Below are 11,429 nucleotides of genomic sequence, written 5' to 3' on the forward strand. Positions count from 1 at the left end.
GTTGAGGGGAAGATGGGGATATGGCGAAAGGATTTCAAGCGGGGGCAGAAAAATGCCCCCGTTTTTTCACGAAATGCGGATCTTGTGGCGTCCGGCCAGCGAGTGGGAGAGCGTTGTGCCGTCGACCATCTCCAGCTCGCCGCCCACCGGCACACCGTGGGCGATGCGGCTGGCATCAACGCCATACTGCCCGCACAGCTCGGCGATGTAGTTGGCGGTCGCCTCCCCTTCCACCGTGGGGTTGGTGGCGAGGATCACCTCTTTTAACTGCTCACGCTCCAGCCGCTGCTCCAGCCGGTCGAGACCGATATCGTTCGGGCCGATGCCGTCGAGGGGTGACAGGTGCCCCATCAGCACGAAGTAGCGGCCGGAGAACTGCCCGGTCTGCTCAATGGCGTAGATGTCCGCTGGACTCTCTACCACGCAGATCTGACCGTTCTCCTGACGACGCGGGTTCGAGCAGATGTTACACACCTCCTGCTCGGTGAAGGTACGGCAGTCGGCACAGTGGCCAATCTCCGACATCGCCCGCGTCAGGGCCTGGGCAAGGCGCATTCCGCCGCTGCGATCGCGCTGCAGGAGCGTAAAGGCCATGCGCTGCGCCGATTTCGGGCCAACGCCCGGCAGGCAGCGCAGGGCTTCCATAAGCTGCGTCAGCAGCGGACTGGTCTGCATTAGAACGGCCCCTTACAATATTTAAAATTAAACATATCAATCACTTAAAATAATTTATTCGATATTGAATCTTAATGGAGCCTGAGAGCTGACGGAAAGTCTCGACGCTTACTGACCCACCAGACTTTCAAGAGGAATACCAAATTGAGCATGAAGCTTTCTAATCATAGGCAACGTTAAATTACGTTTACGATTAAGAATTTCATAGACGCGATTAGATTTCCCTATTGCAGACTCTAGATCGCCAACGCTTAACCCCTGCTGTTCCATTCTGAATTTAATCGCTTCAATGGGATCGGGCGGAGCGATAGCGTGATGCTTCTTCTCATACTCTTCTATAAGAAGGCACATCACTTCAAAAAAATCCCCTTCCGGTGTATTCATCAAGGGTTCGTCATCGAACATGGGTGCCACAGCTCTTAAAGCAGCTTCGTAATCCTGTTCATTTTTGATGAGTTTAATTTGCATCTTACTTACCCCCGTTCAACACTTTCAGCATTGATGGCATTGTACTCTTTATGTGTTCCGATAAATTTCACGTATACCCATCCGCGCAGATAGGCAATGGAGACGATTAAGCGGTAATCGTTTCCCTTAATGTTAAAAACTACCCGCCTGTTTTTAAGAATGCTGGCGTTTCGGTACTGGGCCTTAATATCGGCTGGCGTTTTCCATTCAGCCTGCAAAACTTCATCATGCCACGCTTTAAGCGACTGCTCTGCATCAGGGTGTACCGCCCAAAACTCCTTCAGCGTTTTAACGGATATGATTTTCATAGCACCACTCTAGTCCCATCATGGGACTTTAGCAAATGATATCCCATTATGGGACTAAGAGAACAACGGAAATGAGTGGAGGTAGGGTAGTTAAAACTGACTGATTTTGATTCACTTATGATGCGCTACGCTCACTCTCAAGATCTGCCTTGCTGACAGGATCGTTTGAGATCGCGTAGCGCTGATAATGGCTAGCTGCGCAAAGCCATTAGAATGGCATCTTAAAGCCCGGCGGCAGCTGCATACCGGAGGAGACGCCTGCCATCTTCTCTTTCTGGGTCTCTTCGATACGGCGCGCCGCATCGTTGAAGGCCGCAGCAACGAGATCTTCCAGCATATCTTTATCGTCTTCCAGCAGGCTTGGGTCGATCTCCACGCGACGGCAGTTGTGCGCACCGTTGATGGTGACCTTCACCAGACCGGCACCGGACTCACCGGTCACTTCCAGCTTCGCAATCTCTTCCTGCATCTGCTGCATCTTCTCTTGCATCTGCTGGGCCTGCTTCATCAGGTTACCCAGACCGCCTTTACCACCAAACATAGGCTTCTCTCTTCATTCACGTTAAAAATGACAACCGTAAGTCAAACTTACGATCAAATAGGGCGAATGCTCTCTTCATCCAGATCCGCATCGAAAAACCGCTGCAGGGTCTGAATGTTGCTATCCGCAATAATCGACTCACGCGCCTGCGCAAGCATCTCTTCGTAAATCGCCTGACGCCACTCCAACGGAGTGCGCATCGCGGGATTATCATCTTCAATGATAGACACTTCAACCGCCGAACCGTGCAGGGTATTAAGCGCCTCACCTAAAACTTTTAACGTCCCAGCCGAATTAAGGTGCCGCTGGGTGGTGCGCAGGTGCAGACAGATGCGGCTGCCGTCCTGCTCCTTCCACGCGTTAAGCGCCACCTGCTCAACCAGTTTAGGCAGGCTGAGCCGACTCACCTCTGCCGCCCACGGATCGCGGGCTATAGCCTCTTCAGCCAGCTTTTGCGCCAGCTCCGGCGTGCGCTCATGCTCAAGGGCTTTCTTCAGCGCCTTCGGCGTAGCCACCACCTCTTTTACCTCTTCGGTAACCAGGGTGGTCTTCCAGCGGTAGGCCTCTTTTTTTACCGGCGCCTGCTCGCTGGCAGCGGCAGCCGGGCGCGCCTGGACGCGTTCGGTAACCGATGCCAGCCGCTCAAGCGCGGCGTTATTCACCGGCCGCGTGCGGGTTGCCGCTGCCGGTTCACTCTTTTTTGCTTTGGTCGCTCCCTGAGCACGCTGCAGCTGGCTGCGGGCGGCCAGCACCTGGCTGGTGGTGTCCGACAGAGGCGCATCGCTACGCGGCGGCGCGGCGGGGGGCGATGGCGGCACCTGCTCTGGGGTCAGCACCGCCGTCGGTGCGACCGGGGAGAAGTCCTGCGCCGGCACGCTCGGCTCCGGCAGCGGCATACGCGGATGGAACGCCAGCGCACGCAGCAGGGTCATCTCGATGCCCATCCGCCTGTCCGGCGCAAACGGCAGCTCTTTACGGCCAATCAGCATCGTCTGGTAGTAGAGCTGAACGTCGCCCGGCGGCACGGTGCGTGCCAGCTCGCGCAGGCGCTGCTCAATAGCGGCCATATCGCTGCCGAGCGCGGAGGGAGAGAGCTGTACCATGGCGATACGGTGCAGCAGAGTCTGCATTTCAACCAGCAGCGCCTCCCACTCTACGCCGCGGGCGGCAGCCTCGTTGACCAGCGACATGACGCGTTCGCCGTTGGCCTCCACCAGCGCCTCAATCAGCGACAGCGCCTGATCGTCGTCCAGCGTGCCGAGCATCTGGCTCACCGCCTGGGCAGTGAGCTGACCGTCGCCGCTGGCAATCGCCTGATCGGTCAGGCTAAGGGCGTCGCGCAGGCTGCCGTCGGCGGCGCGGGCCAGCAGCTGCAGAGCGCGCGGCTCGTGATGGATCTTCTCTTCGTCGAGAATATGCTCAAGCTGCTGGCGGATCTGATCCACGTCCAGCGCCTTAAGATGAAATTGCAGGCAACGGGAGAGAATAGTCACCGGCAGCTTCTGCGGATCGGTGGTCGCCAGCAGGAACTTCACGTGTGCTGGCGGCTCCTCAAGGGTCTTCAGCAGGGCGTTGAAGCTGTGGCGCGACAGCATATGCACTTCGTCTATCAAGTAGACTTTGAAGCGGCCGCGGGCCGGTGCATACTGGACGTTATCCAGCAGATCGCGGGTATCCTCAACTTTAGTACGCGAGGCGGCATCGATCTCAATCAGATCGACAAAGCGTCCCTGCTCGATTTCGCGGCAGTTGTCGCACACGCCGCACGGCGTCGCGGTGATGCCGGTTTCGCAGTTCAGCCCCTTCGCCAGCAAACGGGCAATAGAGGTTTTTCCGACGCCGCGGGTGCCGGAAAAGAGGTACGCATGGTGAATGCGTCCTAACGATAAGCCGTTCGCCAGTGCAGTCAGCACATGCTCCTGACCGACGACGTCAGCAAAAGTTTGTGGTCGCCACTTACGGGCTAAGACCTGATAACTCATGGGCAGGCTCTGGAACGCTGGAAGGTGGATATACGAGGGGCAATGCTACCACAGCCTCGCCCTAACAGCGAGACTGTGTACTGACGGATGGCGATCAGTGGCCCGGGAACGGGACCAGGCTGTAGCAGGTGATACCCTGCTTCACGAGACGCTCTTCGCCACCGATATCAAACAGGTTGATAATAAAGGCAGCGTCGGTGACTTCCCCACCCAGGCGGCGGATCAGCTTAACGGTAGCTTCAATAGTGCCGCCGGTTGCCAGCAGATCGTCTACCACCAGCACTTTATCGCCTGGCTTGATGGCATCAACGTGGATCTCTAACTGGTCGGTGCCGTACTCCAGCTCGTAGCTCTCGGCGATAGTTTCACGCGGCAGCTTGCGCGGCTTACGCACCGGCACAAAGCCAACACCCAGCGCCAGGGCCACCGGCGCACCGAACAGGAAGCCACGGGCTTCTGTCCCGACGACTTTGGTAATGCCTGCGTCTTTGAAACGCGCGACCAGCAGTTCAATGCTGAGAGCATACGCTTTCGGATCTTCCAGCAAACTGGTGACATCCCGGAACAGGATCCCCGGTTTTGGATAGTCCTGGATGCTTTTAATGCTGTCTTTTAAATACTCAAGCTGCTGAGCAGTTGCTGTCATGGTTTTTTGCCTGCTAGAAACGGTCATACTCACTGCACGCTTTACGGGGCCATGTAACTATTGTTTAACATTTAACCAAGCGTGCCCGTGCTCGAAAACGGTCGAATGTACTGGCAGAACGGGACAAATGCAATAAGCTTGAGTGCGCTTCACTGCTTTTGTTGCTTTTCATCAACCACCGGGATGCGCCACATAAAGAGTAGCAGGCAGGCGAGGATCGCCAGCAGCAGAAAACGTACCCACATGAGCTTAACCAGCCATAATGAGATCGCGAACGTCAATATGATAACCGCGATGGCCCGGGGCTTTGCGCCCGGCGGCATGGCACGATACTGCTGCCAGTGGCGAAGATAGCCGCCAAACCAGGAGCGATAGAGCAACCAGGCGTGAAATCGCGGTGACGAGCGGGCAAAGCACCAGGCGGCTAAAAGAATGAAAGGCGTCGTAGGCAGTACCGGCAGTACCACGCCGAGCGTGCCGAGCGCAACCGCCAGCCAGCCGGTGATAATTAACAGAGTACGTTGCATAATAGGATCGTTATCGGGCTTTTTTGGCTAATGTAACATAGCCCCGATGAATACAGGGGAAAGATTGTTGAAAACGGTTTTGCTTTTAGATTCGCTGGAGAAACAGCTCGCCTCCCTGCGCGAGCGGGCTGCGCCGCTGGCCCACCACGCCACCGTTAGCGCACGCTTTGACCGCCATCTGTTCCAGACCCGCAGCACCTTAATGCGTGCCTGCCTGGACGAGGCCGACCATAATCTGGCCGCCCTGCGTCATGCGGTTAATGCCGGACAGCAGCCGCAGGTGGCCTGGCTGGCGGAACATCTTTCGTCACAGCTCGCCGCCCTTACCCGGGAGACGGCCACATGGTCGCTGAGGGAGTGGGACAGCGCCTCGCCAGCGGTGACCAAATGGCAGCGCCAGCGGCTACAGCACCAGCAGTATGAGCGTCGCCTGCAGGAGATGAAACAGGCTCGCGAGCTGCTACTCGCCAGGGCCACCGGTTTTGAGGAGCAGCAAAATTTACAGCGAGAAGTGGTGGCGCTGGAGGGTAGGCTGGCCCGCTGTCGCCATGCGCTGGCGCGGATTGAAAACGTACTCGCCCGGTTAACCCGGTAATGAATTTCAGGAGTAACTATGTCGCTGGAAAATGCGCCGGAAGAGATCAAGCTGGCGGTGGATCTGATCATGCTGCTGGAGGAACATGCAATCGCGCCGGAGACGGTACTGAAGGCGCTGGAGATAGTAAAGCGGGACTTTGAGAAAAAAGTCCCGCTTCAGGATACGCGTTCTTAAAAGCGCATCAGGCGACGGAGCGCGCCGGATCGTCGCCGTTCAGGTCGCGCTTCACCTCGGTCAGCTCCTCACCTTTCGCATTGCGAAGGTGCACTTCCAGCTGGTTAAACGCAATATCGATACCGTTTTCCCGACACAGCCGATCGATGGTACGGTTCAGTTCATCTACGGTATAGCTGCGATCGCGCAGCTCACGCACGTAGAGACGCAGCTCGTGATCCAGCGTGCTCGGCCCGAAAGTCGTAAAGAAGACTGCCGGTTCCGGATCGTGCATGACTTTCGGATGATCCATTGCCGCCTTCAGCAGCACTTCCTTCACTTTGTCCAGATCGGAGCCATAGGCCACCCCAAGTCGCACCACCACGCGGGTGATGGTATCGGAGAGCGACCAGTTGATCAGGCGCTCGGTTACGAAGGCCTTGTTCGGAATGATCACCTCTTTACGGTCAAAGTCGGTAATGGTAGTGGCACGGATGCGGATCTTGTTGACCGTCCCGGAGAAGGTACCGATGGTTACCGTATCGCCGATGCGTACCGGGCGTTCGAACAGGATGATAATACCGGCAACAAAGTTACCGAAAATCTCCTGTAAGCCGAAACCGAGACCGACCGACAGCGCGGCCGCCAGCCACTGGAGTTTATCCCACGATACCCCCAGCGAACCAAACACCGTCATTGCCCCGGCGGCAATAATTACATAGTTAAGAATGGTGGTGATGGCGTAGGAAGCCCCCTGGCGCATCTTCAAACGCGAGAGCACCAGCACCTCCAGTAGCCCCGGCAGGTTGCGGATCAGTGCCCAGGCCACCATCGCCGCGATGATTGCAAACAGCAGGCTGCCCATGGTGACGCTTTTCACCACGCTAGCCCCTGCTTCCATGCCGTTGTAGTGCCAGAGCGTAATGCTGTCGAGGTAGGCAAATACGGTGATCAGATCGGACCAAATCGCCCAGAAGACAACGCCAAACAGCGCCACCATCACCAGCATGGTAATGCGCAGCGTCTGCTGGTTGACCTGCTCGAGAGCGATGGTTGGCTCTTCCTGCGGCTCCGCGCCCTCCGCGCCCTCTTTCACCAGATTCTGCCGACGGGCCAGCGCACGGCGGTAGGCAATACGGCGTGCCGCCACGCTCAGTCCGCGCAGCACCGTCTGGTAGAGCAGATTCCAGATAATCACCAGGTAGACGGTCTCAATCCAGCGGCCAGAGAGGCGCAGCGTGGTATAGAAGTAGCCAGTGGCGGTCAGGACCATCAGCGCCAGCGGCACAATGGAGAGCACCGTGACCGTCAGCAACCGCAGGGCATGCGACTCCTTATCGCGCCAGCTGTCGCGGCACATCGGCCACATTAGAATGCTAATCACCAGCAGGTTCAGGAAGATCACAATCTGTCCGGTGACATCGTCCATCAGGTGCAGCGGCGATAGCTCAGAGACTACCGACCAGAAGTGCAGCGGCAGTAATGCAAGACTGACGCGTACAATCTGCCGGCGCCAGTGGCTGGTCAGCTCCGCAGGCATAGAGAAGTGGGTCACCGCGACGCCGTCTTTCTCCAGCACCTTCCAGCACAGGCCGAATACCAGCCAGAAGAGCGCCAGCTTTTTACTAAAGGCCCACAGCAGCTCGCTAATATTAAGCTGCATGGTGAGCAGGATCAGCCCTGCCGCGAGGATCAGCAGGCAGACCGGCAGAGCACGGATCAGGTCAATAAGGATTGCCTTCGGCGTATGGCCCTGGCTGTCGTTGCGCAGTTGCCCCACCTCATCCGCCAGCCGGGCCTGGTACTGTTTCAGCCAGCCCAGACGCCAGCGGATCAGGCCCGCAATCAGCAGCAGCGGCAGCCCGGCCAGAAACGCAATCGCCACCGCAGGCCATGCTTTCTCCCAGTTCACGGTGATCTTCATGGTGCGGAACTGCTCTTTTACCGCCTGCGGGAAAGCTTTGATCCACTCCCAGTCCATCGGCTTGTTGCTGTTTACCCAGAAAATCTGCTGGGTCAGCACCTCCTGCAGGCTTTTAGAGACGCTCATCAGCTGCTGCTGGTTAACCTGTAGGTTAATCGCCATCATCAGCTGATTGCCGAGCTGCTTGTTGAGCTGATCGAGGAGTTCGCGGCGCATATCAACAACCTGTAACAGCGCATCGTGCACCTCATCGTTCACCTCGCTCTCGTGCCCCTCCTCCAGCTTGCCGACGAAAGCGTCACTCTGGAACAGAGCATCACGCTGCTGGTTAATCTCAAACTGCTCGAGACGCAGATCGGCGATGCGGTTGGTCATATCCTCCAGCTCGTCAGCGGAGGGCAGCGTCTGCTGCTGCTGATAGAGAATGCGCGACAGCAGCAGGCTTCCCTTCAGCACTGAGATCTGCTCTTTAATATTGCGCTCGGACTGCAGGGCACGATCGAGCCAGTTTTTAACTTTGATATTCTGCTGAACCAGCGCGTTGCCGTTTTCCGTGGCGTCGATCAGCCGCTGGCTGAGCTGATGGTTGAGATCCAGCTCTTGCTTCACCAGCGGGTTGGCCTGGATACGCGCGGTCTCATCCGGCGTAACCGCCTCCTGAGCAGTTTTTTCGGTCAGCGTCAGGCGCTTACTGTTGACCGCCTCCTGCAGGAGCTGGAGCTGATGCTCCAGACGGTTACTGTTAGCCGTTACGTAGTCGCGTTGCTTCTGCAAGGTATCCTGCAGGGTGGTGTTACCCTCCAGGCTTTTACGCAGCTGGTCGATCTCGGCATTTAGCAGCGCCTGCTGGGCCAGCAGCAGCGTCTGCTGAGTCGGACGCAAGGCGCCCTCTCCTGCTCCAGTACCGTTCAGGCGGTTACGGATCTGCTGTAGCTGCTGCGAGGCGGTGTACATGGCATTCTGCACCCGTTCCGGCTGGGTTTGCAGCGCCACTAGCTGGCTGTTGTAGGCTGCCAGATCGTTCTGCGCGGTCTGAAGATTGTCCAGCAGCTGCGAGACCCGCGACTCCAGCTGGCGCAGCGAGAGCGTCGCCAGCGTTTTGCGCGTTTCGTCATCGTTGTCTTTATCGTTCAGGGCGTTAAGCCCGTCCGTCGCCTCGCGCATCTTATCCGGTGCCTGGGCGACCTTCTGGCGAAGCTGGGTGGTCTCCTGCTTGACCCGCTCGAGCTTATCGAGGGTATCCAGGGTTTGCGTCAGATCGTCAATGACGAGCTTATCCTGCGGGGTGTGATCTTTTTGCTTATTGAGCGCATCAAGCTGGCTTTGCACCTCTGCCCGGACAGGCAGATCGGTACTGGCACGGGCCTGCGAAGCCGTCGAAAACAGGCTTGCGACAAGCATCAGCACCAGAGCAAAAGCGGATAGCGGATTTTGCGAGCGTATGGAGTGCAGCATAATTTTTAGATGAATGGTTTCTTTACGGGAAAGCGGGCCGGGACTGGCCACGCGCAGAGAATATCACGCCCGTCTGGGACAACATAGCAATGCGCATAGCCTCCAGGATATTTCCTGGCGTCATGGAGTAAAATCAGGCGCTGAGTAGCCCAGGCTGTGCACGCATGGTTGGGCAGAACTGAAACATCTCCAGCAGGATGGCAACGTAGTCGCGGGCTTCTTTTTTGAGATCAAACGTTTGTGGGGAAAAGAGCCAGTTCTCCATAATGCCGGAGATGTAGCTGCGCATCAGAATAGCCGCCCGGCGGGTGAGGAGGTTAGCAGGCAGCATTTTCGCTTTAATACAGTGGCTGAGAGTCTGTTCAATACGATCGTAACTTTCGAGGCATAAATTACGCTGTGCCTGTTGCACTATGGCCATTTCACCGACAAACTCACACTTGTGGAAGATGATCTCCATCATTAAACGGCGACGCTCTTCGACAACTGTTGCTTCAAGGATATAGACCAAAATTTCGCGTAAAACGGAGAGTGGATCATCAGGGAATTTTGCCTGATACTCAAGCTCGAGATCGCCAATACTGGACTCTGACAACTCCCAAATTTCACCAAATAAATCTGACTTATTTTTGAAGTGCCAATAAATTGCGCCACGCGTTACACCCGCAGCCTGCGCAATGTCTGCCAGAGACGTTTTGGAGACGCCGTGCGCTGAAAACAGCCGCATAGCGACATCTAAAATATGCTGACGTGTCTCCTGGGCCTGTTGTTTGGTTTTTCGTGCCATATGTTGGTGATTTTAAGGGAGTCAGATTTACATACATTTATGAATGTATGTACCATAGCATGACGATAATATAAACGCAGCAATGGGTTTGTGGGCGTTTGATCCACTGATTAATTTGAAATCGGACACTCGAGGTTTACCTATGAACAAAAACAGAGGATTTACCCCTCTGGCGGCCGTTCTGATGCTTTCGGGCAGCTTAGCGCTAACAGGATGTGATGATAAACCGGCTCAACAAGGAGCACAGCAGGCGCCAGAAGTTGGGGTTGTTACACTCAAATCCGAACCTCTGCAGATGACCACTGAACTGCCAGGCCGCACCAGCGCCTATCGCGTTGCTGAAGTCAGACCGCAGGTTAGCGGCATCATCTTAAAACGTAACTTCACCGAGGGTAGCGATGTCGAAGCGGGTGTCTCGCTTTATCAAATCGATCCGGCCACTTATCAAGCCTCCTATGAGAGCGCAAAAGGCGATTTAGCCCGCGCCCAGGCTGCGGCAAATATTGCTCAAGTTACCCTTAAGCGCTACCAGAGCCTGATTGGTACTAAATATATCAGTCAGCAAGATTTCGATAACGCCCAGGCGGAAGCGCAGCAGGCGAATGCCTCAGTCGTGGCCGCGAAGGCCGCCGTTGAGACCGCACGCATCAATCTGGCCTATACCAAAGTGATTTCCCCTATCAGCGGCCGCATTGGTAAGTCGTCGGTAACGGAAGGCGCACTGGTGCAGACCGGCCAGACCAATGCTCTGGCAACCGTGCAACAACTCGATCCGATCTATGTGGATGTGACCCAGTCCAGCAATGATTACCTGCGTCTGAAGCAGGAGCTGGAGAAAGGCACCCTGAAGCAAGAGAACGGCAAAGCAAAAGTTGAGCTGCTTACCAACGACGGCGCAACTTTCCCGCAGACCGGTACGCTGGAGTTCTCTGACGTCACGGTTGATGAAACCACCGGCTCCATTACCCTGCGCGCTATCGTCCCTAACCCGGATCAGACTCTGCTGCCGGGCATGTTCGTGCGCGCCCGTCTGGAAGAGGGGCTGAACCCGAATGCGCTGCTGGTTCCGCAGCAGGGTATCACCCGCACGCCGCGCGGTGAGGCATCTGCCATGGTCGTGGGCGAAGGCGATAAGGTTGAAAGTCGCCAGGTGCAGACCTCGCAGGCGATTGGCGATAAGTGGCTGGTCACCGGCGGTCTGAAAGATGGCGATCGCGTGATTGTCACCGGACTGCAGAAAGTTCGGCCGGGCGCGCAGGTTAAAGTGCAGGAAGTGAATACCGAGCAGGCTTCTGACAAGAAAGAGCAAGCTGCAGCTGGCGCCCAGTCAGAACAAACGAAGTCTTAACTTAAACAGGAGCCGTT

Annotated in this window: 12 protein-coding genes and 1 other annotated feature; of the genes, 3 read left to right on the plus strand and 9 right to left on the minus strand. The window is 56.5% G+C overall.

The features are described 5' to 3' along the window. Positions 1-66 precede the first annotated feature (66 nt). The 7 genes from recR to RTN40_RS04795 all read right to left on the minus strand — a co-directional run bounded on the left by recR (position 67) and on the right by RTN40_RS04795 (position 5,147). A complete protein-coding gene (recR, locus tag RTN40_RS04765) occupies positions 67-675 on the minus strand; it encodes a recombination mediator RecR (protein WP_042391660.1) in 609 nt (202 codons plus the stop codon). Positions 676-783: 108 nt separating this feature from the next. After that, positions 784-1,143 (minus strand): transcriptional regulator, encoded by a 360-nt coding sequence (locus tag RTN40_RS04770; protein ID WP_312227462.1) that lies wholly within the window; start codon positions 1,141-1,143, stop codon positions 784-786. Between the two features lie 5 nt (positions 1,144-1,148). Next, positions 1,149-1,451 (minus strand): type II toxin-antitoxin system HigB family toxin, encoded by a 303-nt coding sequence (locus RTN40_RS04775; RefSeq protein WP_312227463.1) that lies wholly within the window; start codon positions 1,449-1,451, stop codon positions 1,149-1,151. Between the two features lie 208 nt (positions 1,452-1,659). Next, a complete protein-coding gene (locus RTN40_RS04780) occupies positions 1,660-1,992 on the minus strand; it encodes a YbaB/EbfC family nucleoid-associated protein (RefSeq protein WP_042391656.1) in 333 nt (110 codons plus the stop codon). A gap of 53 nt (positions 1,993-2,045) precedes the next feature. Next, a complete protein-coding gene (gene dnaX, locus RTN40_RS04785) occupies positions 2,046-3,974 on the minus strand; it encodes a DNA polymerase III subunit gamma/tau (protein WP_312227464.1) in 1,929 nt (642 codons plus the stop codon). Further along, positions 2,649-2,713, minus strand: a sequence feature (DnaX frameshifting element). It overlaps the preceding gene by 65 nt. 94 nt (positions 3,975-4,068) lie before the next feature. After that, positions 4,069-4,620: an adenine phosphoribosyltransferase gene (apt, locus tag RTN40_RS04790; protein ID WP_312227465.1), complete on the minus strand. Its 552-nt coding sequence runs from the start codon at positions 4,618-4,620 to the stop codon at positions 4,069-4,071. A 149-nt stretch (positions 4,621-4,769) separates the two neighbouring features. After that, the gene (locus tag RTN40_RS04795; protein ID WP_312227466.1) at positions 4,770-5,147 is read right to left on the minus strand and encodes a DUF454 family protein; all 378 of its coding nucleotides are present in this window, start codon (positions 5,145-5,147) and stop codon (positions 4,770-4,772) included. A gap of 67 nt (positions 5,148-5,214) precedes the next feature. Here RTN40_RS04795 and priC point away from each other — a divergent pair, with 67 nt between their 5' ends. Together priC and rsmS are read left to right on the plus strand one after the other, a co-directional pair. Then, positions 5,215-5,742 (plus strand): primosomal replication protein N'', encoded by a 528-nt coding sequence (gene priC / locus RTN40_RS04800; RefSeq protein WP_312227467.1) that lies wholly within the window; start codon positions 5,215-5,217, stop codon positions 5,740-5,742. An 18-nt stretch (positions 5,743-5,760) separates the two neighbouring features. Continuing rightward, positions 5,761-5,919: a pleiotropic regulatory protein RsmS gene (gene rsmS, locus RTN40_RS04805; protein WP_312227468.1), complete on the plus strand. Its 159-nt coding sequence runs from the start codon at positions 5,761-5,763 to the stop codon at positions 5,917-5,919. A 7-nt stretch (positions 5,920-5,926) separates the two neighbouring features. Here rsmS and mscK read toward each other — a convergent pair whose 3' ends face one another. After that, a complete protein-coding gene (gene mscK, locus RTN40_RS04810) occupies positions 5,927-9,277 on the minus strand; it encodes a mechanosensitive channel MscK (RefSeq protein ID WP_312227469.1) in 3,351 nt (1,116 codons plus the stop codon). A 133-nt stretch (positions 9,278-9,410) separates the two neighbouring features. After that, entirely contained in the window at positions 9,411-10,064 is a 654-nt protein-coding gene (gene acrR / locus RTN40_RS04815) for a multidrug efflux transporter transcriptional repressor AcrR (RefSeq protein ID WP_312227470.1), read from the minus strand. A 142-nt stretch (positions 10,065-10,206) separates the two neighbouring features. On the opposite strand from acrR, the gene acrA reads away from it, so the two are divergent. After that, complete coding sequence (gene acrA / locus RTN40_RS04820; RefSeq protein WP_312227471.1) at positions 10,207-11,412, plus strand: multidrug efflux RND transporter periplasmic adaptor subunit AcrA; 1,206 nt, start codon at positions 10,207-10,209, stop codon at positions 11,410-11,412. The last annotated feature ends 17 nt before the right edge of the window (positions 11,413-11,429 follow it).

The sequence above is a fragment of the Pseudescherichia sp. genome, from assembly GCF_031987975.1.
Classification (GTDB): Bacteria; Pseudomonadota; Gammaproteobacteria; order Enterobacterales; family Enterobacteriaceae; genus Pseudescherichia.

Coding starts and splice junctions, on each gene's coding strand:
- RTN40_RS04770 (WP_312227462.1), bottom strand. CDS start 1,143: ATGCAAATTAAACTCATCAAAAATGAACAGGATTACGAAGCTGCTTTA.
- acrR (WP_312227470.1), bottom strand. CDS start 10,064: ATGGCACGAAAAACCAAACAACAGGCCCAGGAGACACGTCAGCATATT.
- RTN40_RS04795 (WP_312227466.1), bottom strand. CDS start 5,147: ATGCAACGTACTCTGTTAATTATCACCGGCTGGCTGGCGGTTGCGCTC.
- RTN40_RS04775 (WP_312227463.1), bottom strand. CDS start 1,451: ATGAAAATCATATCCGTTAAAACGCTGAAGGAGTTTTGGGCGGTACAC.
- dnaX (WP_312227464.1), bottom strand. CDS start 3,974: ATGAGTTATCAGGTCTTAGCCCGTAAGTGGCGACCACAAACTTTTGCT.
- mscK (WP_312227469.1), bottom strand. CDS start 9,277: ATGCTGCACTCCATACGCTCGCAAAATCCGCTATCCGCTTTTGCTCTG.
- recR (WP_042391660.1), bottom strand. CDS start 675: ATGCAGACCAGTCCGCTGCTGACGCAGCTTATGGAAGCCCTGCGCTGC.
- rsmS (WP_312227468.1), top strand. CDS start 5,761: ATGTCGCTGGAAAATGCGCCGGAAGAGATCAAGCTGGCGGTGGATCTG.
- RTN40_RS04780 (WP_042391656.1), bottom strand. CDS start 1,992: ATGTTTGGTGGTAAAGGCGGTCTGGGTAACCTGATGAAGCAGGCCCAG.
- apt (WP_312227465.1), bottom strand. CDS start 4,620: ATGACAGCAACTGCTCAGCAGCTTGAGTATTTAAAAGACAGCATTAAA.
- acrA (WP_312227471.1), top strand. CDS start 10,207: ATGAACAAAAACAGAGGATTTACCCCTCTGGCGGCCGTTCTGATGCTT.